This is a genomic window from Nocardioides sp. CCNWLW216, assembly GCF_037120545.1.
GTDB lineage: Bacteria > Actinomycetota > Actinomycetes > Propionibacteriales > Nocardioidaceae > Nocardioides > Nocardioides lianchengensis.
Window position 1 is genome coordinate 75052 of sequence record NZ_JBBBBJ010000002.1, and the last position, 21591, is coordinate 96642.

The 21591-nt window shown below is 73.0% G+C and carries 19 protein-coding genes; 6 read left to right on the forward strand and 13 right to left on the reverse strand.

The window, feature by feature from the left end; all coding sequences use genetic code 11:
• Position 1 precedes the first annotated feature (1 nt).
• Positions 2 to 1180 (reverse strand): winged helix DNA-binding domain-containing protein, encoded by a 1179-nt coding sequence (locus V7S47_RS04745; RefSeq protein ID WP_336560494.1) that lies wholly within the window; start codon positions 1178 to 1180, stop codon positions 2 to 4.
• A gap of 33 nt (positions 1181 to 1213) precedes the next feature.
• On the opposite strand from V7S47_RS04745, the gene V7S47_RS04750 reads away from it, so the two are divergent.
• Both V7S47_RS04750 and V7S47_RS04755 read left to right on the forward strand, forming a co-directional pair.
• Entirely contained in the window at positions 1214 to 2419 is a 1206-nt protein-coding gene (locus V7S47_RS04750) for an MFS transporter (protein ID WP_336560495.1), read from the forward strand.
• A gap of 10 nt (positions 2420 to 2429) precedes the next feature.
• A complete protein-coding gene (locus V7S47_RS04755) occupies positions 2430 to 3233 on the forward strand; it encodes a hypothetical protein (RefSeq protein ID WP_336560496.1) in 804 nt (267 codons plus the stop codon).
• Between the two features lie 9 nt (positions 3234 to 3242).
• Here V7S47_RS04755 and V7S47_RS04760 read toward each other — a convergent pair whose 3' ends face one another.
• Both V7S47_RS04760 and V7S47_RS04765 read right to left on the reverse strand, forming a co-directional pair.
• Positions 3243 to 5213 (reverse strand): TIGR03960 family B12-binding radical SAM protein, encoded by a 1971-nt coding sequence (locus tag V7S47_RS04760; RefSeq protein WP_336560497.1) that lies wholly within the window; start codon positions 5211 to 5213, stop codon positions 3243 to 3245.
• A 45-nt stretch (positions 5214 to 5258) separates the two neighbouring features.
• The gene (locus V7S47_RS04765; RefSeq protein WP_336560498.1) at positions 5259 to 6893 is read right to left on the reverse strand and encodes an MDR family MFS transporter; all 1635 of its coding nucleotides are present in this window, start codon (positions 6891 to 6893) and stop codon (positions 5259 to 5261) included.
• Between the two features lie 36 nt (positions 6894 to 6929).
• Here V7S47_RS04765 and V7S47_RS04770 point away from each other — a divergent pair, with 36 nt between their 5' ends.
• Entirely contained in the window at positions 6930 to 8051 is a 1122-nt protein-coding gene (locus V7S47_RS04770; protein ID WP_336560499.1) for a calcium:proton antiporter, read from the forward strand.
• Positions 8052 to 8121: 70 nt separating this feature from the next.
• Positions 8122 to 9186 carry an NAD(P)-dependent alcohol dehydrogenase gene (locus tag V7S47_RS04775; protein ID WP_336560500.1) on the forward strand — a complete coding sequence of 355 codons (1065 nt, stop codon included), beginning with the start codon at positions 8122 to 8124 and terminating at the stop codon, positions 9184 to 9186.
• Here the strand turns inward: V7S47_RS04775 and rodA are convergent.
• From rodA to V7S47_RS04810, 7 genes are all read right to left on the reverse strand, one after another.
• Positions 9173 to 10351 (reverse strand): rod shape-determining protein RodA, encoded by a 1179-nt coding sequence (gene rodA / locus V7S47_RS04780; protein WP_336560501.1) that lies wholly within the window; start codon positions 10349 to 10351, stop codon positions 9173 to 9175. The genes V7S47_RS04775 and rodA overlap by 14 nt on opposite strands.
• Complete coding sequence (gene mrdA, locus V7S47_RS04785; protein ID WP_336560502.1) at positions 10348 to 12483, reverse strand: penicillin-binding protein 2; 2136 nt, start codon at positions 12481 to 12483, stop codon at positions 10348 to 10350. The genes rodA and mrdA overlap by 4 nt, the downstream gene beginning before the upstream one ends.
• Positions 12483 to 12998, reverse strand: coding sequence for a rod shape-determining protein MreD (mreD, locus tag V7S47_RS04790; protein ID WP_336560503.1), 516 nt, complete (start codon positions 12996 to 12998; stop codon positions 12483 to 12485). The genes mrdA and mreD overlap by 1 nt, the downstream gene beginning before the upstream one ends.
• Positions 12995 to 13921 (reverse strand): rod shape-determining protein MreC, encoded by a 927-nt coding sequence (gene mreC, locus V7S47_RS04795; RefSeq protein ID WP_336560504.1) that lies wholly within the window; start codon positions 13919 to 13921, stop codon positions 12995 to 12997. The genes mreD and mreC overlap by 4 nt, the downstream gene beginning before the upstream one ends.
• Positions 13921 to 14949 carry a rod shape-determining protein gene (locus V7S47_RS04800; protein WP_336560505.1) on the reverse strand — a complete coding sequence of 343 codons (1029 nt, stop codon included), beginning with the start codon at positions 14947 to 14949 and terminating at the stop codon, positions 13921 to 13923. Before V7S47_RS04800 ends, mreC begins: the two co-directional genes overlap by 1 nt.
• Before the next feature lie 232 nt (positions 14950 to 15181).
• The gene (ndk, locus tag V7S47_RS04805; protein WP_090853278.1) at positions 15182 to 15601 is read right to left on the reverse strand and encodes a nucleoside-diphosphate kinase; all 420 of its coding nucleotides are present in this window, start codon (positions 15599 to 15601) and stop codon (positions 15182 to 15184) included.
• Positions 15602 to 15611: 10 nt separating this feature from the next.
• On the reverse strand, positions 15612 to 16292 hold the full coding sequence (locus tag V7S47_RS04810; RefSeq protein WP_336560506.1) for a pyridoxamine 5'-phosphate oxidase family protein: 681 nt from the start codon (positions 16290 to 16292) through the stop codon (positions 15612 to 15614).
• Between the two features lie 69 nt (positions 16293 to 16361).
• Here V7S47_RS04810 and pdxR point away from each other — a divergent pair, with 69 nt between their 5' ends.
• Positions 16362 to 17696 (forward strand): MocR-like pyridoxine biosynthesis transcription factor PdxR, encoded by a 1335-nt coding sequence (gene pdxR / locus V7S47_RS04815; RefSeq protein ID WP_336560507.1) that lies wholly within the window; start codon positions 16362 to 16364, stop codon positions 17694 to 17696.
• Here the strand turns inward: pdxR and V7S47_RS04820 are convergent.
• A complete protein-coding gene (locus V7S47_RS04820; RefSeq protein WP_336560508.1) occupies positions 17693 to 18076 on the reverse strand; it encodes a DUF4233 domain-containing protein in 384 nt (127 codons plus the stop codon). The genes pdxR and V7S47_RS04820 overlap by 4 nt on opposite strands.
• Positions 18073 to 19461 carry a bifunctional tetrahydrofolate synthase/dihydrofolate synthase gene (folC, locus tag V7S47_RS04825; protein WP_336560509.1) on the reverse strand — a complete coding sequence of 463 codons (1389 nt, stop codon included), beginning with the start codon at positions 19459 to 19461 and terminating at the stop codon, positions 18073 to 18075. Before folC ends, V7S47_RS04820 begins: the two co-directional genes overlap by 4 nt.
• Before the next feature lie 65 nt (positions 19462 to 19526).
• Here folC and V7S47_RS04830 point away from each other — a divergent pair, with 65 nt between their 5' ends.
• Positions 19527 to 20624 (forward strand): NAD(P)-dependent alcohol dehydrogenase, encoded by a 1098-nt coding sequence (locus V7S47_RS04830; protein ID WP_336560510.1) that lies wholly within the window; start codon positions 19527 to 19529, stop codon positions 20622 to 20624.
• Positions 20625 to 20660: 36 nt separating this feature from the next.
• On the opposite strand, the gene V7S47_RS04835 is transcribed toward V7S47_RS04830, so the two are convergent.
• Positions 20661 to 21560: a GNAT family N-acetyltransferase gene (locus V7S47_RS04835; RefSeq protein WP_336560511.1), complete on the reverse strand. Its 900-nt coding sequence runs from the start codon at positions 21558 to 21560 to the stop codon at positions 20661 to 20663.
• Positions 21561 to 21591 lie beyond the last annotated feature (31 nt).

A 21591-nucleotide genomic window follows, 5' to 3' on the forward strand; every position in this document is an offset into this window, starting at 1 on the left:
GCTACGCGCGGTCGCGGGCCCGCATCGCCACCGAGGGGTACACCGTGCTGATCCGGTGGCCGTCCAGCCACCGGGTGAGGCGGACCGCCTCCTCGTCGAGGGCGGCCCGCCCCGCGGCCGGCAGGTCCTCGAGCAGCCGGACCTCCACGACCCCGTCGGGGTCCTGGACCCAGCAGCCCACGATCCGTCCGTCCCACCACGCGGTGGTGCCGGCGTTGCCCGCGCTGTCGAAGAGGTGCGGCGCGTGCTCGCCGAGGTAGAAGCCGCGCTCCTTCCAGCCCATCACCGTCGGGTCCAGCACCGGCAGCAGCGCGGCCCACGGCGCCACCGCAGGCTCGGGGGCGACGTCCTCGGGGAGCAGCCAGCCGGTCCTCCCACCGTCGAGCGAGACCGCGACGGCGTCGATCTCGGCCAGCGCGAGCCGGACGGCGGACTTCGTGGCCCCCAGCCACCAGACGAGGTCGGCCTCGGTCCCGGGCCCGAAGGTCCGCAGCCAGCGTCGGACCAGCTCGACGTACCCCTCGGCCTCGGGGAGCGGATCGGGCCGCTCCCCCAGCCAGGCCTCCATCGCCGTCCACAGCGGCCGGGACGTGCGCCAGTGGACGGCGTTGCGGCCGCGCACCACCGCCCCTTCGAGGCCGAGCTGGGTGAGCACGCGCGGGGTGACCTGGACCTCCTGGGCCCACTTCCCGCTGCCCAGGACCACCTTGCCCGCGGCGAGGGGCGTCTGCTCGCGGACCTGCTGGGCGGACAGCTCGCGGCCGTCGGCCAGCAGGTCGAGGATCGCGGCGCGGGCCTCGGCGAGCCACGCGGGACCGTCGGCCGCGAGTCCCCCGAGCGCGACGTCCTTCTCGAGCCGTACGCCGTGCGCGCGGGCGACCCGTGCGGAGGCGCTCCCCCACGCGGCCGGCAGCAGGTCCCGCGGGAAGACGAAGAGGGTACGGCGCATCGCGAGCTGCTTGACCAGCGTGCGGTCGTCGTACAGGGCGCGGTCGACGTCGGCGACGGATACTCCGGGGACCCGGGCCCACAGGGCCAGGTGGACGCTCGGTGCCTCGGTCGCGTGCAGGACAGTCAGCGCACGGGTCGCGGACACCACGTCGGGCAGGCCCGCGTCCCCGGCCAGGCCGTGACGGCGGGCCAGGCGGGACCGGCGCTCGGTGTCGGGGAGGTGCCGCACGCCGCCATCCTGCCGGGTGGCAGCATCGGCCGGGTGTCCCGCCGCGCCGTCCCCCTGTTCCTCGTCGGGCTGGTGCTGCTGTCGGTGAACCTCCGGCCCGCGGCGGTGAGCGTCGGACCGATCCTCGACGAGCTCCGGGCGGCCTTCTCGATGTCGCCCGCCGCGGCCGGTCTGCTCACCTCGCTGCCGGTGCTGGCCTTCGCCTGCTTCGGCGCGCTCGCACCGGCGGCGGCCCGCCGCGTGGGCGTGCACCGGACGACGCTGCTGGCGCTGCTCGCCCTGGTCGCCGGCCTGGCCGGGCGTACGGCGACCTCCAGCGAGCCGGTCTTCCTCGCCCTCTCGATGCTCGCGCTGGCCGGGATGGCGGTCGCGAACGTGCTGCTGCCGTCGCTGGTCAAGCTGCACTACCCCGACCGCGTGGGGCCGGTGACCGCCCTCTACACGACCGTCCTGTCCGTCGGGCTGACCGCGGCCCTGGTGCTGACCGTGCCGATCTCGGACACCTTCGGCGGCTGGCGCGCCGGACTGGGCACCTGGGCGGCGCTCGCGCTGCTGGCGGTGCTGCCGTGGGTCGGGCTGGCCGCGCGGGACCGGGCCCTGGAGCCCGCACCACACCGGGTCGGTTTCACCGACGTGGCCCGCACCCGGCTCGGCTGGGCGATGGCCGGCTTCTTCGGACTGCAGTCCCTGCAGGCGTACGCGGTCTTCGGCTGGTTCGCGACCCTGTGGCGCGACAGCGGCTACTCGGCGACGACCGCGGGCGTGCTGGTCGGGCTGCTCGCCGCCACGGCCATCCCCTTCTCGCTGTGGCTGCCGGCGGTCCTGGGTCGCTCCCGCGACCCGCGGCGGATGCTGGTCGCGGTCGTCGGCTGCTACCCGCTCGGCTACCTGCTGCTGATCCTCGCCCCGCACACGCTCGCGGTGCCGGCCGCGCTCCTGGTCGGGATCGGGACCACGACGTTCCCCCTGATCCTGACCCTGATCGGGCTGCGCTCGCGGACCGCCGAGGGCACCGCGGCGCTCTCGGCGTTCACTCAGGCGACCGGCTACCTGATCGCCGGCCTCGGGCCGTTCGGGATCGGGCTGCTGCACGACGCGTCCGGCGGCTGGACGGTCCCGCTGGTCGTCCTCGTCGCCCTGACTGTGCCGCAGCTCCTCGTCGGTCTCCGGCTGGCCCGACCGCGGCACCTCGAGGATGAGCTCGCCGGGTCGACCTCGGTGGAGCCGTCGAGGCGATAACGTTCCGCCCGTGACCCAGCCCCCGCCGTACCCCGGCACCCCCGAGCCGTCGGACGAGCCGGGCGGCGCCACGCCGCCGCCGATCCCGCCGACCCAGCAGCCGCCGACGTACGGCGCGCCGGCAGCGCAGCCTCCCGCCTACGGCAACCCGTACGGCGCCCCGCAGCAGCCGGCGTACGGCGCACCCCAGCAGCCCTACGCCCAGCCGTACGGCGCCTACCCGGGCGGCCCCGGCGGGCCGGGCCAGGACCAGCCCTCCAAGGGGATGGCCATCGCCGCCCTGGTGCTGTCGTTCCTGGCCTGCACCTTCGTCGCGGGCGTCGTGGCGATCGTGCTGGCCATCGTGGTGCTGGTGCGCGGCAAGGACGGCCGCAACCACGGCAAGGGCCTGGCCATCGCCGCGCTGGTCATCAGCGTCCTGGTGATGCTCGCGACCGTCGGAGTCATCGTGCTGGCCGCGGACTTCGTCGAGGAGCAGTCGATCGACAACCTCGAGACCGGCCAGTGCATCGACGCCGAGAACCTGACCGACGCCAGCTCCGACTCGATCGGCCTGATCGACAAGGTGTCGTGCAGCGGCGACCACGACGGCCAGGTCGTGGCCACCTCCACGCTCACCGCAGCCCAGGCGTCGGCCGCGTCCGACGGGATCGACTGCACGCCCCTGGTCGAGCCGGGCCTGATGGCCACCCTCGATCCGGAGGAGATCGAGATCTACGGCCTCACCCAGGACACCAGCCCGGAGACCGGCGACGCCGTCGCCTGCGTGGCCGTCCGCGCCGACGGGGAGCAGCTGACCGAGAAGCTCGGCTGAGCCCCGAGGTCAGACCACGCTGAGGGGCAGCAGCGTCTTCCCGGTCGGACCGACCTGGATCTCGGTGTTCATCTCGGGGCAGACGCCGCAGTCGTAGCAAGGCGTCCAGCGGCAGTCCTCGACGTCGATCGAGTCGGGGTCGAGGGCGTCCTCCCAGTCGGCCCAGAGCCAGTCCTTGTCGAGGCCGGAGTCGAGGTGGTCCCAGGGCAGCACCTCGTCGTACCCGCGCTCGCGCGTGGTGAACCAGTCGAGGTCGACGCCGGTACCGGCGAGCGCGGACTCGGCGGCGGCGATCCAGCGGTCGTAGGAGAAGTGCTCGCTCCAGCCGTCGAACCGCCCACCGTCGCGCCACACCTGCTCGATGACCGCCCCGACCCGACGGTCGCCGCGGGACAGCAGTCCCTCGATCACGCCCGGCTTGCCGTCGTGGTAGCGGAAGCCGATCGCCCGGGCGAACTTCTTGTCCGCGCGCACCGTGTCGCGCAGCTTGCGCAGCCGCTCGTCGGTGGTCTCGACATCGAGCTGGGCGGCCCACTGGAACGGCGTGTGCGGCTTGGGCACGAACCCACCGATGGAGACCGTGCACCGGATGTCGTTGTGGCCGGTGACCTCGCGGCCCTTGGCGATCACCTTCCGGGCCAGGTCGGCGACCTGGAGGACGTCCTCGTCGGTCTCGGTGGGGAGCCCGACCATGAAGTAGAGCTTCACCTGCCGCCAGCCGTGGGAGTACGCCGCCGCGACGGTGCGGATCAGGTCCTCCTCGGTGACCATCTTGTTGATCACCTTGCGCATCCGCTCCGAGCCGCCCTCGGGCGCGAAGGTCAGGCCCGAGCGGCGGCCGTTGCGGGAGAACTCGTTGGCCAGCGAGATGTTGAACGCGTCGACCCGGGTCGAGGGCAGCGAGAGCGAGACGTTGGAGCCCTCGTAGCGGTCGGCCAGGCCCTTGGCGACCTCGCCGATCTCGGTGTGGTCGGCACTCGACAGCGAGAGCAGCCCGACCTCCTCGAAGCCGGACTTGCGGATGCCGTTCTCGACCATGGCGCCGATGGTCTCGATGGACCGCTCGCGCACCGGTCGGGTGATCATGCCGGCCTGACAGAACCGGCAGCCACGCGTGCAGCCGCGGAAGATCTCGACGGAGAACCGCTCGTGGACGGTCTCGGCGAGCGGCACCAGCGGCTTGGCCGGGTAGGGCCAGGCGTCGAGGTCCATGAGGGTGTGCTTGCGCACCCGGTGCGGGATGCCCGGCCGGTTGGGGACGACGGCCTCGATCGAGCCGTCGGCGGCGTAGGTGACGTCGTGGAAGCGGGGGACGTAAATGTTGCCGCTGACCGCGAGCCGCCGCAGCAGCTCGTCACGGCCGGAGCCCATCTCGCCGGCCGGTCGGCCCTCGGCCTTCCAGTCGCGCACCACCTCGGAGATCGCGAGCACGACCTCCTCGCCGTCGCCGAGGACGGCCGCGTCGAGGAAGTCGGCGATCGGCTCGGGGTTGAACGCGGCGTGCCCGCCGGCGAGCACGACGGGGTCCTCGTCCGTGCGGTCCGCGGCGTGCAGCGGGATCCCGGCCAGGTCGAGCGCGGTCAGCATGTTGGTGTAGCCGAGCTCGGTGGAGAAGCTCAGGCCGAAGACGTCGAACGAGCGCACCGGGCGGTGGGCGTCGACGGTGAACTGCGGGATCGGGCCCTGCGCGTCACCGGCGCGCAGCACGGCCTCCATGTCGGGCCACACCGAGTAGGTGCGCTCGGCGACGATCCAGTCGCGCTCGTTGAGCACTTCGTAGAGGATCTGGACGCCCTGGTTGGGCAGGCCGACCTCGTAGGCGTCGGGGTACATCAGCGCCCAGCGGACGGTCTCGCCCTCGGGAGCGCAGTCCCACTCCTTGACCGTCGAGTTCAGCTCGCCGCCGACGTACTGGATCGGCTTGGACACCGACGGCAGCAGCGGCTCGAGCCGGGGGAAGACGGACGCAGGCGCGGACATGCGGGAACCTCGCAGAGACGGGTGAGCGAAACCCCCAGCCTACCGTCAGACGGGTGGCTCGACCGACTCGTCGGAGCGGGCGGCCGCCTGCGCGGAGGTGGCGCGCAGCTCGACCGCCGGCATCAGCAGGAGCAGCAGGAACGCCACGACGCCGACCCCGGCCGAGATCAGGAAGACGGTGTCCATCGACTCGGCGAAGCCGACCTTGAACGGGTGGGCGACGGCGGGGTCCATCCGGTCGATGATCGAGGAGTCGTCCTGCACCTGCTCCAGGACCTCGGGCGACAGCGCGTCGGGGTCGTCGCGCAGTGCCTGCTGGAAGGCCGGCTCGTCCTGCGCCTCGTCGATCGCGGACGAGATGTTGCCGCCGACGGTCGAGAACAGCACCGACAGCAGGACGGCGACGCCGAGGGTGCCGCCGATCTGGCGGAAGAAGGTCGCCGAGCTCGTGGCGACGCCGATGGCGCTCGGCGGCACCGAGCTCTGCGCGATGAGCAGCAGCGGCTGCATGCACTGTCCCAGCCCGAGACCCAGCACGAACATGAACAGCGCCACGAAGGCGAGGGAGGTGTCGGCGCTGGTCAGCGAGAGCAGCAGCAGACCGACCACGACGAGGGCCGAGCCCACGATCGGGAAGAGTCGCACGTGGCCGGTGCGCGAGATGACCTGTCCGGAGCCGATCGAGGCGGTCATCAGGCCGGCCACCAGCGGGAGCATCAGGAATCCCGACTCGGTCGGTGACGCGCCGTGCACGATCTGCATGTAGAGCGGCAGGATCATCATGCCGCCGAACATCGCGACGCCGATGACCACGCTCGCGCCCAGGGTGACCGCCATCGCGCGGACCCGGAGCAGCTTCAGCGGGATGAGCGCGGCGTCGCCGATGCGGCGCTCGACGTACCAGAAGCCGACCAGGCCGACCGCGGCCACGACGAAGCAGGCCAGCGAGCGACCGGAGCCCCAGCCCCAGTCGCGGCCCTGCTCGGCGACGGTCAGCAGCGGCACCAGTCCCACGACCAGGGCCAGCGCGCCCCACCAGTCGATGCGTACGGCGCCGGCCGGCCGGGGCGTGCGGTGGACGTGGAGGGTGCGGAAGACGACGGCGAGCGCCGCGATGCCGATGGGCACGTTGACCAGGAAGACCCAGCGCCAGCCGGCCATGCCGAGCAGTTCGTCGCGGCCCGCGAAGAACCCGCCGACGACCGGTCCGAGCACGCTCGACGTCCCGAACATGGCCATGAAGTAGCCGGTGTAGCGGGCCCGCTCCCGCGGGGACACGATGTCGCCCACGATGGCCAGCACCAGGGTGAACAGGCCGCCGGCGCCCAGGCCCTGGAAGGCCCGGAACGCCGCGAGCTGGTACATCGACGTCGCGAACGAGCAGAGCGCGGAGCCCAGCACGAACAGCGAGATCGCGAACATGAACAGCTTCTTGCGGCCGTAGAGGTCGCCGAGCTTGCCGTAGATCGGCGTCGTGACGGTGGCGGTGATGAGGTACGCCGTCGTCACCCACGCCTGCACGGACAGGCCCTGCAGGTCGTCGGCGATCGTCCGGATCGACGTGCTCACGATCGTCTGGTCGAGCGCGCCGAGGAACATGCCCATCATCAGGCCGGACAGGATCGTGACGATCTGGGCGTGCGAGTACTCGGTGCCGGGGTCCGCGGGAGTGGTTGCCATCGGCAACGATGCTAGTGCTTCCGTAGTGTTCGGCGCATGAGTACGACGGCTGTGCGGGGCAGATTCCAGTGGACGGTCGCGGTCCCGATCGCCGCGGTGGTCGTGCTCGCGGCCACCTGGGCGAACCACGAGAGCCCCGTGGTGCTGACCGTGATCGCCGCCCTGCTGGTCGGCGCCATCCTTGCCGCGGTCCACCACGCCGAGGTCGTCGCGCACCGGGTCGGCGAGCCGTTCGGGTCGCTGATCCTCGCCGTCGCGGTCACCGTGATCGAGGTCGGCCTCATCGTGATGCTGATGACCGGCGGCGGCGAGGGCACCAGCACCTATGCGCGCGACACGGTCTTCGCGGCCGTGATGATCACCCTCAACGGCATCGTCGGCATCGCGCTCCTGGTCGGGGCGCTGCGCCACCACCTGGTCAGCTTCAACGCCTCGGGCACCGGCTCGGCCCTCTCGACCGTCGTGGTCCTGGCCGGCGTGACCCTGGTCCTGCCGAGCTTCACGACCTCCGCTCAAGGACTGCAGTACTCCGGCTCCCAGCTGGCCTTCGCGGCCGTCGCCTCACTGGTGCTCTACGGCGCCTTCGTGTTCACCCAGACCGTGCGGCACCGCGACTTCTTCCTGCCGGTCAGCAGCGACGAGTTCGGCCGGGTGACCGGCCTCCTCGACGAGGACGAGGACGGCCACGCCGACCCGCCGCCGGTCCGCGAGGCCTGGCTCAGCCTGGGGCTGCTCGTGGTCGCCCTGGTCGCCGTGGTCGGCCTGGCCAAGCTGCTCTCCCCCACCATCGAGGACGGCGTGAGGAGCCTCGGCTTCCCGTACGGCGTCGTCGGCGTCGTGATCGCCCTGCTGGTGCTGGCCCCCGAGTCGATCGCGGCGGTGCGCAACGCCAACCGCGACCGGGTGCAGATCAGCCTCAACCTGGCCTACGGCTCGGCGATGGCGTCGATCGGCCTGACCATCCCGACCATCGCGGTCGCCTCGATCTGGCTGGACGGTCCGCTGGAGCTGGGCCTGGAGCCCACCCACCTGGTGCTGCTCATGCTGACCGTCGCCGTCTCGACCTTCACCGTCGCCCAGGGTCGGGCGAAGGCCCTGCAGGGCGTGGTCCACCTGGTGCTGCTCGCGGCGTTCGTGTTCCTGTCGATCCAGCCGTAGGCCGCCCTCGGGACCCTCGGCGCCGGGAGTACGCTCGACAATAAACAACAGTTGTCGGAAAGGCAGTCCCATGCGCGCCGTGGTGTTCGAGAAGTACCAGTCCGCCCCCGTCCTCACCGAGGTGGAGAAGCCGACCCCGGGACCGGGCGAGGTGCTGCTGAAGGTCGCGGGGGCCGGGGCCTGCCACTCGGACGTGGCCGTCTTCCGGGAGTTCGACGAGGAGCACGGCCCGGCGCAGCTGCGGCCCTCCTTCGTGCTCGGTCACGAGAGCTCGGGCTGGGTCGAGGAGATCGGCCCCGGGGTGGGCGCCGGGATCGAGGTCGGCGCGGCGTACCTCGTCTACGGCCCGATGGGCTGTGGCCACTGCCCCGCCTGCTCACGCGGCCAGGACACCTACTGCGAGAACGCCGCCACCATGCCCCACCTCGCCGCCGGCCTCGGACGCGACGGCGGCATGGCGGAGTACGTCGCCGTGCCCGCCCGCAACCTGGTCCCGCTGGGCGACGCCGACCCGGTCGCCGCGGCGCCGCTGAGCGACGCGGGACTGACGCCGTACCACGCGATCAAGAAGTCGCTGCCCGTGCTCCAGAAGGGCGGGGCGACCGCCCTGGTCATCGGGCTGGGCGGTCTGGGGCAGCTCGGCGTACAGATCATCCGGGCCCTCACCGGCGCCACCGTGATCGCGACCGACACGAAGCCGGACGCGATGCGCCGGGCCGAGGAGTCGGGGGCCGTCACCGTGCCGGGCGGGCCGGACCAGGCCGCCGCGATCCGGGACATCACGGGCGGGCGCGGCGTGGACGCGGTCTTCGACTTCGTCGGCGCCGCCCCCACCATCGCGCTCGCGATGGCCAGCGTCGCCCTCCAGGGCCGGGTCACCGTCGTCGGCATCGCGGGCGGCACCTACGAGTGGGGCTTCTACGGCGTCCCGTACGAGGTCGAGCTGACCAGCACCTACTGGGGCACCATCGAGGAGCTGCACGAGGTCGTCGCCCTCTACCGCGCCGGCCGGATCACCCCCGACGTCGAGGTCTTCGAGCTCGACGACGCGCTGGAGGCCTACCGGCGTCTGGAGGCCGGCGAGCTGTCCGGGCGGGCGGTGGTGGCGCCGCACGGCACGGTCAGCGCGAGCTGACCAGCCGCACCGGCCGGTCCGCGGCCATCGTGTAGCGGGTGGGCGCGGGCGTGGTGGTGCGCAGGTGGATGTTCTGGAGCAGGCCCACGGCGAGCATGCCCGCGAACATCGAGCTGCCGCCGTACGACACGAACGGCAGCGGGACGCCGGTGACGGGCATGATGCCGAGGCACATGCCGATGTTCTGGAAGGCCTGGAAGCCGAACCAGCAGGCGATGCCCGCGGCCGCGACCCGGCCGAAGACGTCGTCGGTGCGGGTGGCGATGCGCAGCGCCCGCCAGAGCACCACGCCGAGCAGGGCGATCAGCGCACCGGCCCCGACCAGCCCGAGCTCCTCCCCGGCGACGGTGAAGATGAAGTCGGTGTGCTGCTCGGGCACGAAGCCGGAGCGCGTCTGCGAGCCGTCGAAGAGGCCCTGCCCGAAGAGCCCGCCGCTGCCGATCGCGACCCGGGCCTGCTCGACGTTGTAGCCGGCGCCGCGCGGGTCGAGGCCGGGGTTGGTGAACGCCATGAAGCGGTCGACCTGATAGGCCTTGAGCAGCCCGGCCGAGACCGCGGCGAAGGCGGCGGTGACCGCGCCCGCCGCGAGCAGGACCAGCCAGCGGCGTGGAGCGCCCGAGACGCCCAGGACGCCGAAGACGACGGCGCTCAGCACCAGCATGGTCCCGAGGTCGGGCTGCAGGACGATCAGCGCGGCCGGGACGCCGGCGACGACCAGCATCAGCACCACGTCGGTGAGACCGACCCGCGCCCGCCACTGCCCGGCGGCCCGCTCGGCGAGCACCAGGGCCATCCCGATGACCACCGCCAGCTTGGCGAACTCGGCCGGCTGGATCGACATCCCGCCGACCATCAGCCACGACTTCGACCCGTTCACGACGGTGCCCATGGTCAGCACCAGCACCAGGCCGGCGATCGAGGCGAGGTAGACGACCGGCGCGACCATCCGGACCCACCGATGGTCGGCCGCGATCACGACCAGCATCAGCACCAGGCCGATGGCCACGTTGACGACCTGCTTGCGCAGGTACGCCGCGGGGTCGCCGCCGGTGAGGTCGTCGCGGGCCGAGGTGGCCGACCAGACCAGCACGGTGCCGAGGACCACCAGGGCGAGGACGGCCACCATCAGCAGCCAGTCGATGCGGGGCGCGCGGGAGGAGCTCACTTCGTGCCCTTCTTCTTGCGGGCCGGCGGCAGGATCGCCCCGTCGTCGGTGAACGTCGGCAGCGTGGCGGGCGCGACCGTGCCGGGGATGGCGGTCTTCTTCGGGTCGACCTTCTCGCCCGTGACGCCGTACAGCGCCTCGTAGATCGCGCGGACGGCCTCGCCGTTGGAGCCCGAGCCGGTGCCGGCCTGGCTGACCATCATCACGACCACGTAGTCGTCGGTGTACGACGCGACCCAGCCGGTCGACTGCTTGCCGTAGACCTCGGCCGAGCCGGTCTTCGACCGGATCTGCACCTGGTCGAGCGGGAAGCCGGCCAGCTTCCAGTTCATGGTGCCGCGCGTCGAGACGCCCTTCAGGGCCGTGTCGAGGTAGGACAGCACCTTCTTCGGCAGCCCGACCGAGCCGGCGTTCGTCGGCTTGATCTCCCGCACGACCTCGCCGTCGGGCCCGACGACCGCCTTGGCGATCCGCGGCTCGTAGAGGGTGCCGCCGTTGGCGATGGCGCCGTACGCCCGGGCGAGCTGGAGCGGGGTGACGATGGTGTCGCCCTGGCCGATGGCGAAGTTCACCGCGTCGCCGGCCCGGTAGGCGTAGCCCTCGACGCAGAACTCACGGGCGAACTTGTAGACGAAGTCGCTGGTCTTGCCGTCCTGCGGCTTCTCGGAGATGCCGCAGTAGTAGTCCTTCATCTGCTCGTAGTAGGCGCGCTTCCACTTCCGGTCGGCGATCCGCCCGGAGGCCTCGCCCGGCAGGTCGACACCGGTCTCGGAGCCGAAGCCGAACGTCTTGGCCTCGTCGACGAGCGGGTCCTTCGCGTCGACGTCGTCGACGTCGGAGCCGAGCCGCTGCCAGAAGTCGTAGCCGACGCGGAAGAAGAAGGTGTTGCAGGAGACCTCGAGGGCCCGGTCGAAGCCGATCGAGCCGTAGGCGGCGGACTCGTGGTTGTGGAAGTCGCGGTTGCCGACCCGGAACGACGAGGAGCAGGCCAGCCGGGTGTCGGTGGAGTAGCCGTGGGTCAGCGCGCCGGCCGTCATGAACGGCTTCCAGGTCGACCCGGGCGCGAACTGGCCCTGGGTGGCCCGCCCGAGCAGCGGGGTGCCGGCGTCCTCGGAGTAGAGCCGGGCCAGCTCCTTCTTGGAGATGCCGCCCACCCAGGCCTCCGGGTCGTACGTCGGCTGGCTGGCCATCGCCACCACCCGGCCGGTCCTGGCCTCCAGGACGACGGCCGCGCCCGAGTCGGCCTCGTAGTTGCGCTTGGTCACCGGGTCGTAGGTCGCCCGCTGGCGCGCGATGGTCGCGGCCAGCTGCTGCTCGACCACGCCCTGCACCTTCGCGTCGATCGAGGTGACCAGGGTGCTGCCCGGCACCGCCTCGACCTCGCCGTCGTCGCCGAGCACGCGGCCCATCGAGTCGACGGCCACCCGCTGGTAGCCGGGCATGCCGCGCAGCCAGGCGTCGTACTGCTGCTCGACGCCGGCGCGGCCGACCGTCGAGGCACCGTTCAGGGAGGTGTCCTCGTCGGCCTGCGCGGCGTCGTACTCCTCCTCGGTGATGGGGCTGAGGTAGCCGAGCACGTGGGCCAGGTTGACCCCGAACGGCTTCGGGTAGGCGCGCACGGTCTGCTGCTCGGCCAGCACCGCCGGGAAGTCCTCGGGCTGCTCCAGCACCCGCAGCGCGACGTCCTGGGGGACGTCGGTCGCCACCGGCACCGCCTGGTACGGCGAGCCGTTCCAGCACTCGCCCGCGACCGACCCGTCGTCGCCGCAGGTGACCAGCGCGCGTTCGATCCGGCCCTTCCCCACCCCGACGACGTGGGCGAGCCGCTTGAGCAGCTGGGTCCGGCGCTCCTCGCCCATCCGCCCGAGCACGGTGCGGTCGACCGAGATCACCCAGGACGTGCGGTTGGTGACCAGGGGCCGGCCCTGGGCGTCGACGATGAGGCCGCGCTGCGGCTGCACCACGACCTCGCGGACCGACTGGGACGCGGCCTGCGCGGTGTACTCGTCGCCGGTGACGACCTGGAGGTAGTACAGCCGCCCCAGCAGGGTGGCGAAGAGCGAGAAGACCAGGGCCTGGACCACCACCAGCCGGAGCCGGCTGCGGCGGGACCCCTCGGCGGAGGCGGCCATCAGCGGGCGTACGCCCGGTCGGGCTCGAGACGTCGGAACAGGGTGGCGACCAGCGGCAGCACCAGCGGCGTGAGCAGGACGTCCCACACGACCGCCACCGCGATCACGCCGAGGAGCTCGCCGGTGCCGGTGGAGGTGTCGCCCAGCAGCAGCCCGGAGATCGCGAAGACGGAGGTGCCGACGAACGAGCAGGCGGCCACGGTGGCCACCACGGCCGTGGCCGTCGGGCGTACGTCGGGCCGCATCCGGCCCGCGACGTACCCGACCACGACCAGCGCGAGGGCCCAGCGGCCCGCGACGTGGTCGGCCGGCGGGGCCAGGTCGAGCAGCACCCCGGCGCCGAAGCCGAGCAGCATGGCGAACTGGGTGCCGCGGACCAGGGCCGAGGCGACCACCACCAGCAGGCAGAGGTTGGGGACCACGCCGGCCCAGGCCAGGTGCGGGAAGAGGGTGACCTGGAGGACCAGGGCGACGGCGATCAGGCCCATCGCGACCGTCCCGCGCAGCGCGTTCACTGGATGGTCCCGTCGGCCTCGATGACGGCGCGGTCGCTGCCCGTGCCGCTCGGCACCACGACGCCGACGACGTCGAGCGAGCCGAAGTCGACGTACGGCTCGATGACCGCGCGCTGGGAGGAGTCGCGGAGGCTGGAGAAAACGGTGGTCACCTTGCCGACCGGGACGCCGGCGACGTACGGCGCGCCGCCCTCGCTGCCCCAGGTGACCACGGCGTCGCCCTCGGCCGGGACGACCGACTCGTCGACCAGCTCGAGGTCGAGGCGGGCGTCCTCGCCGATCGCGCCGCGACCGTGCAGGAAGCCGACCTGCATGCTGCGCCCGATCCGGCCGCCGACGACCGAGTCGCCGTCGACCAGGAGCAGCACGGTGGCGGTCGAGCGGGTGACCCGCAGGACCCGGCCGACCAGGCCGTCGTCGTTGAGGACCGTCATGTCGGCACGCAGCCCGGCCTCGGAGCCCGCGTCGATGGTGACGGTGCTGGAGAAGGACTGGCTCGGGCCCACGCCGACCACGCGGGCCGGGACCAGGGCGAACCCGAGCTCGGAGGCGGAGGCCGTGAGGGCGTCGTACTCCTGAAGGCGGTTGCGGTCGTAGTCGGCCCGGTTCGCGTCGGCGCGGAGGCGGGCGTTCTCGGCCTCGAGGTCGTCGATCTGGTCGCGCATCCCGTCGCGGGAGCGGAACCAGTCCGGCACCGACGTGAACGGCCGCAGCACGGTCGTCGTCCCGCTCTCGACCGGGCCGAGGACCTCGCCGACGACGCGACGGGCTCCCTCGACCGGCGAGCCGTCGCCGCCGCGGGCGTCGAGCGTCATCAGGCTCAGGCAGGCCAGCACGAGGGCGACGACCAGCGAGGTCGGCGGCCGGCGGCGGTCGCCGTCGAGCCGGTCCGTGCTGCGCCAGCGCTTCTCGGGTGCGGCCATCAGTAGCGCCTCGGCTCGGTCACCAGCACCTGCTGCAGCGCCTCGAACTCCTCCACGCAGCGGCCGGCCCCCTGGGCGACCGAGGTCAGCGGGTCCTCGGCGACGTGCACCGGCATGCCGGTCTCGTGGCGCAGCCGCTCGTCGAGGCCGCGGAGCAGCGCACCCCCGCCGGTCAGCACGATGCCGCGGTCCATGATGTCGCCGGCCAGCTCGGGCGGAGTCTGGTCGAGGGTCGCGCGGACGGCGTCGACGATCGCGTGCAGCGGCTCCTCGAGCGCCTGACGGACCTCCGCACTGGAGACCACGACGGTGCGCGGCAGCCCGGAGACCATGTCGCGGCCGCGGATCTCGGCCTCGGGCTCGTCGGGCAGCGGGAACGCCGAGCCGAGGGTCATCTTGACCTCCTCGGCGGTGCGCTCGCCGAGCATCAGCGAGTACTCCTTCTTCATCCACGCGACGATCGCCTGGTCGAGGTCGTCGCCGGCGGTGCGGATCGAGAGGCTGGTGACGATGCCGCCGAGCGAGATGACGGCGACCTCCGTCGTACCGCCGCCGACGTCGACGACCATGTTGCCGGTGGCCTGGTGCACGGGGAGCCCGGCGCCGATCGCGGCGGCCATCGGCTCCTCGACGATGTAGACCCGGCGGGCGCCGGCCTGGTAGCCGGCCTCCTTGACCGCGCGCTGCTCGACCGCGGTGATGCCGCTCGGGACGCAGATGACCATCCGGGGCTTGGCGAGGTAGCGACGCCGGTGCACCTGCTGGATGAAGTAGCGCAGCATCTGCTCGGTCGCCTCGAAGTCGGCGATCACGCCGTCCTTGAGCGGCCGGATGGCGGCGATGTTGTCGGGGGTGCGCCCGATCATCCGCTTGGCCTCGTGGCCGACGGCCAGGATCTCGCCGGTCTTGTCGTTCAGCGCGACGACGCTCGGCTCGTCCAGCAGCACGCCCTTGCCGCGGACGTAGACCAGCGTGTTGGCGGTGCCGAGGTCGACGGCCATGTCGCGGCCGAAGAAGCTGTTCGCCATGCCGGGTGCCTCGCAGGGGTGCGTCGTACGTCGGGGAAGTGAGGCCTCCCCGCACGCGCTCAGCGCACTCGCACAGGATCGACCCTGCGAGCGAGCCTAGGTTTCAGCGCTCCCCGTTCCGGGACGCCACGCCGAGACGCGTGTGACTCGCGTGACCCCTGTGACTCAGCCTGTGGATGTTCCCGCCGAGTCGGCGCACCTGTGCGCCGACTCGGCGATGTTGTCCACAGGGTCAGAGGTTCGGGAACCAGATGCCGATCTCGCGGGCGGCGGACTCCTCGGAGTCGGAGCCGTGCACGAGGTTCTGCTGGACGGCCAGGCCCCAGTCGCGGCCCAGGTCGCCGCGGATGGTGCCCGGGGCGGCACCCGTCGGGTCGGTGGTGCCGGCCAGGGAGCGGAAGCCCTCGATGCTGCGCTCCCCCTCCAGCACGATCGCGACGAGCGGGCCGGAGAGCATGAAGTCGACCAGGGGCTGGTAGAACGGCTTGCCCTCGTGCTCGGCGTAGTGCTCGGCGAGCAGCTCGGGCGTCGCGGTCCGCAGCTCGAGGGCCACCAGGGCGTAGCCCTTGGCCTCGATGCGGCGGACGATCTCGCCGACCTGGCTGCGGCGGACGGCGTCGGGCTTGAGGAGGACCAGGGTGCGCTGGGTCATGCCCCGGAGGCTATCGCCCGTCGTACGACGCCGCGCGCGCGACCACGTCGGCAGGCACCCGGTCGTGCGAGTCCTCCCCCGACACCGCCCCGTCGCTGACCACCCGCAGCGGGACGTGGCCGCCCCACACGCCCGCCTCGACGTCGCTCGGCTCGTCGACCGGCCCCCCGGACCGGGCCTTCATCGACGCCTCGTGCAGGGGTACGGCGAGCACCGCCGTCGCGGCCAGCTCCTTGCGGGTGCTGGGCCGCAGCGTGGCCGCCCGCCCGGGGATCATGTGGTCGACGATGAGGTCCAGCGCGTGCGCGCGCTCCGCCTCGTCGTCGACGACCCGGGCCGCCCCAATCACCACCGCCGAGCGGTAGTTCATCGAGTGGTGGAACGCCGAGCGACCGGCGACCAGCCCGTCGAGCTCGGTGACGGTCACGCAGACGGTCGCGCCGGCGGCCTGCCGCAGCCACCCGGCCGCGACCGAGCCGTGGACGTAGAGGCTGCCGCCCTCGTCCGGCCCGTCGACGTCGACCGCGAAGGCGGCCGGCAGCACCAACGGGTGCTCCCCCACCACGACGCCGAGGTGGGCGACCAGCGCGACGTCCAGGAACCGGTGCAGCTCGTCACGGTCGGCCACCATCCGATTGCGGCCGCGGCTGACGGTGGTGCGGTCGGTCGGCGAGAGGGGGGTCGTCGTCATGGTCCTAGACTGGCCCAACGAGTGGCCTGCACGCACGGGCCAATTCCCAACGATCCGAACAGGACACTCGTGACCACCCTGGCCGTCTCCCTCGACCGGGCCGACCCGCGTCCGCTCGGCGCTCAACTGGCCGACCAGGTGCGTCACCAGGTGACCGACGGCCGGCTCGCCCCCGGTGACCGGCTCCCGAGCAGCCGCGCGCTCGCCGGCGAGCTGGGCGTCGCCCGCGCGGTGACCGAGCAGGCCTACGGCCAGCTGGTCGCGGAGGGCTGGCTGGAGGGGCGGCACGGCAGCGGCACCTTCGTCGCCGCCGGGCGGCCGGTCGCGCGACCGGCCGCGGCCCGCCGTACCCCTCGGGCGCCGGAGGCGGACCTGGTCCGCCTCGACGCCGGCACCCCCTGGATCGACCCGCGGCACGCCGCGTCCTGGCGCCGGGCCTGGCGCGACGTCGCCGCCGCCCGCCCGCCCCGGGGGTACGACGACCCGCGCGGCCTGCCCGAGCTGCGCGCCGAGCTCGCGGCGCGCCTGGGCCGCATCCGCGGGCTCGACGTCGACCCCGACGAGGTGCTGGTCACCGCCGGCACCACCGACGGGCTGCGCCACCTGCTCGGCGACCTGCCGCCCGGGCCGGTGACGGTCGAGGACCCGGGCTACCGCGCCGCGGCCGCGACGGTCAGGTTGGCCGGCCGCGAGGTGCGGGACCTGCCGGCGCTGGCCCCCGTGACCGACCTGGCCGGCTGCGCGGCGGCGTACGTGACCCCGGCCCATCAGCACCCGCTCGGCCCGACGATGCCGGGCAGCGCCCGCCTCGGCCTGCTCGAGGCGGCGCGACGCGCGGGCGCCGTGGTGGTCGAGGACGACTACGACTCCGAGTTCCGGTACGACGTCGCGCCGGTGCCCGCCCTGGCCAGCCTCGACCGCGACCGCGTCGCCTACCTCGGCACCGCCAGCAAGTCGGTCGCCCCGAGCATGCGGCTGGGGTGGCTGGTCCCGCCACCCGCCCTGCTCGACGCCGTCGAACGGACCCGCCAGGTCACCCACGACACCGCGTCCTGGCCGGTGCAGCGGGCGTTCCTCTCCCTGCTGCGCGACGGGTACGTCGACAAGGTGGTCCGCTCCGCACGCCGCGTGTACGCCGACCGCGCCGCCCGGGTGACGGGCGCGCTCGCGCCCCTGGCCACGCTGCGCGGGCCGGTGGCCGGCATGTACGCCACCGTCGAGCTGGACGCCGACGCGGCCCGCCGGGGTCAGGCCGCCGCCCGGGCCGCGGGCTTCGACGTACCGCTGCTGGCGGACTACTGCCGGACCCATCTCCGGCACGGGCTGATCATCGGGTTCGGCGGCTGCACGGACGCGGAGCTGGACGCCGCGCTGGTCGCGATCACGCGGGGGCTGGCGGGTTAGGGAGTCGGCGGGTTGGCCGCGTCGAACGCCGCGAACGCCGCGGCCCGCTCGCGCTCGATCCGGCGACCGAGCAGGTCGGCGGAGCCCCACAGCAGCGCGAAGATCCCGCCGAGCACGAACATCAGCGGGATCACGAACCCGAGCCCGACGGCGGCGACCTGGATGACCCAGCCCGCCGAGTAGGCCCACTCCTTGCGGAGCATGCCGGCCAGCAGCAGGCAGGCGACGGCCAGGCCGAGCCCGATGGCCAGCGACGTGCCGAGCGACACGTCGGCGACCTGGACGAGCACCGGGGTGGTCAGGCCCAGGGCGATCGCCTCCAAGCAGAGGATCGCCGCGCACATGCCGCGCCGCGGCGACCGCTCGCGCTCGTTGCTCACGCCCGACCCTCCCCTCGTCCGGGACGACGCAGCAGGGTCCGCGCCTCGCCCGCGGTCACGACCGACCCGGTCACCAGGACGGCGCCGGAGCCGAGCGGCGACCCGAGCGCCTCCCCCGCCTCGGCGAGCGTCGCGGCGGCGTGGATCGCGTCCTCGAGCCGCGGCTCGACGGTGACCCGGTCCTCGTCGAAGATCTCCCGAGCGACCGCGGCGAGCTGCTCGGCCGGCATCGCCCGGTCGGTGGAGTTCTGAGTGCAGATCACGTGGGCCAGGTGCGGCTCCAGGGCCGCGAGCAGGCCCTCGGCGTCCTTGTCGGCCATCACGCCGATCACCCCGATCAGCGGCGAGAAGGTGAACGAGTCCTCGATCGCCGCGGCGGAGGCGGCCGCACCGTGCGGGTTGTGGGCCGAGTCGAGCACCACCGTGGGCGAGCGGCGCACGATCTCGAGGCGAGCCGGCGAGGTCACCTCGGCGAACGCCGCGCGGACGAGCTCGTCGTCGAGCGGCTGCTCCCGGGCCGCGAACGCCTCGACGGCCGCCAGCGCGACCGCCGCGTTCTGGGCCTGGTGGGCGCCGTAGAGCGGGAGGAAGACGTCGTCGTACCGGCCGCGCAGACCCTGCAGCGAGACCACCTGGCCGCCGACGGCGGGCACCCTCGAGATGACACCGAACTCCAGGCCCTCGCGGGCCACGGTGGCACCGACCTCGGCGGCCCGCTCGAGCAGCACCGTGGCGACCTCGGGCTCCTGCTGGGCGAGGACGGCGAACGAACCCGGCTTGATGATCCCGGCCTTCTCGACCGCGATCTCGGCGGGCGTGCCGCCGAGGTACTTGGCGTGGTCGACGGCGATCGGCAGCACCACGGCGACCTGGCCGTCGGCGACGTTCGTCGCGTCCCACGAGCCGCCCATCCCGACCTCGACGACGGCCACGTCGACGGGGGCGTCGGCGAAGGCGGCGAAGGCCATCCCGACGACGGTCTCGAAGAACGAGAGGGGGTGCTCCTCGGAGGCGTCGACCAGGTGCGTGTACGGCGCCACGTCGTTGAACGCCTCGACGAACGCCTCGTCGTCCAGCGGCTCGCCGTCGACCGAGATCCGCTCGCTCATCTTCTCCACATGCGGGCTGGTGAACCGCCCGGTGCGCAGGTCGAGCGCCCGGAGCAGGGTGTCGATCATCCGCGAGGTCGAGGTCTTGCCGTTCGTCCCCGTCAGGTGGATGACCGGGTACGCCGCCTGCGGGTCGCCGAGCAGCTCGGTGAAGGCGCGGATGCGGTCCAGGGACGGCTCGAGCTTCGTCTCGGGCCACCGGGACAGCAGGGCGTCCTCGACCTCCGCGACGGTCTGGGCGAGGCGGGGGGCGGCGGGGTCTGCGGGCGTCGACATCGAACCCGATCCTACGGTCGGGACTACCGGTGACAGGAACTGAGAACAGGTTCTAGTTTGACGGCATGAAGACCACGGTCGCGATCGTCAACTCCCCTGGGGCAGCCTTCACCTTCGAGGAGGTGGAGCTGGAGGGTCCGCGCGCCGACGAGGTGCTGGTGCGGATCGTGGCCACCGGCCTGTGCCACACCGACGTCACGATGGGGTCGATGCTGCCCGCCGAGATGTTCCCGAACGTCTTCGGCCACGAGGGTGCCGGCGTCGTCGAGGCGGTCGGACCGGACGTCACCGGCATCGCGGTCGGCGACCACGTGGTCCTGTCGTTCCGCTCCTGCCGGTCGTGCGTCAAGTGCCAGGAGGGCCTGGTCGGCTACTGCGACTTCAGCCTGATGATCAACTACATGGGCATGCGGATGGACGGCTCGACGACGTACACCCGCGACGGGGCCCCGGTCTTCGGGTCCTTCTTCGGTCAGTCCTCGTTCTCCCGGCACGCCATCGCGTACGCCGACAACTGCGTCGTGGTCGACCCGGACCTCGACCTGACGCTGGCCGCGCCGTACGGCTGCGGCTTCCAGACCGGCGCCGGCACGGTGCTCAACGTGCTCAAGCCCGGACCCACCGACAGCCTCGTCGTGTACGGCGTCGGCGCGGTCGGCCTGGCCGCGATCGCGGCCGCGGCCGCGCAGGGCGTCGGCACCATCGTCGCGGTCGACCTGCTGGACAGCCGCCTGGCCGAGGCCGCGCGGTTCGGGGCGATCGGCGTGAACCCGTCGACCCTGGGCGAGCAGTCCGCCCCCGAGCGGGTCAAGGAGCTGACCGGCGGCGGCGCGACGTACGGCATCGACACCACGGCGGTCTCCGCCGTGGTCAAGCAGGCCCAACAGTCGCTCGGCATCCGCGGCACCCTGGTCGCGCTCGGCCTGGGACCCGACGAGTACGCCATCGACGCGATCGACCTGCTCCAGAGCGGCAAGCGGGTGATGGGCTCCATCGAGGGCGACTCCGATCCGCAGGAGATGGTGCCGCGGCTGCTGGCGATGCGTGCCGCCGGCACCTTCGACGTCGACGGGCTGATCCGGACCTACCCGTTCGAGCAGATCAACGACGCGGTCGCCGACGTCCACGCCGGCACGGTCGTGAAAGCGGTCCTCACCTGGTGACGGGTGCTCGCCCCTCCCGCGAGGCCGAGCGGCAGCTCAGCCGATCACCAGGTTGGCCATGTCGACGACGGGCCGGTAGCCGACCTCGGCATAGATCTTGTTCGACGTCGGGTTGGCCTGGTCGGTGAACAGGCAGGCCCGGTGCCCGGCGGCGACGATCCGCGCCGACACCTGGGCCACGGCCGCGCTCGCGTAGCCGCGCCGCCGGTGCTGGCGCGGCGTGATCACCGGTCCGACGCGGACCACGCCGTACGCCGGCGCGTTGTGGTGGGTCAGGTGCACGACGGTGCCGTCCGGGTCCTCCCACAGCCACACGTGCCCGGCCGCGACCCGCGGGGCCATCTCGTCCTCGGTGAGGGTCTCCGAGGCGTGCGGAGAGCTCCGGCCGGCCATCTCGGCGGCCAGCTCCCCGAAGTCGTTCCACCACGCCGTCGCCAGCGGTACGTCGGTCTCGACCGCCACCCGGAGCCGCCCCGGAGCCTCGTGGGCCACCAGGTCGCCCAGCTCCCAGAGCCGGGTCCGCTCCTCGACGACCACCGTGCCGCCACCGAGCCGGGCGGTCTCCTCCGCGAGCAGTTGAGCCGGCCGGAGCGCGCCGTTGACCCCGCCGAGCACCTCGCCCCGGGCGTGCAGCGCCCGGGCCAGTGCCACGGCCGCCTCGTCCGGCATCGGCAGCAGGAACGCCGGGTACGGCGCGAACGGCGCCGTCCGCATGGCCACGCCGACCACCCGGCCGCCGTCGTCGTCGTCGTCGTCGTCGAGCACGCTCACCCACCACCGCGGGTGCCCGCCCGGCCGCACCCCGCGGGCGTCCTCGTCGACCGCCCGAGCGGTCACCGAGGCGATCACCGTGGTGAGCACCGGATCGGCCGCCAGGTGCTCGCCGGAGAGGGCCAGGAAGGCGCTCGGATCGGTCGTCAGCTCGAGCCGGGTCATGGGTCCACGCTAGGGAGGGCGACAACCGGTT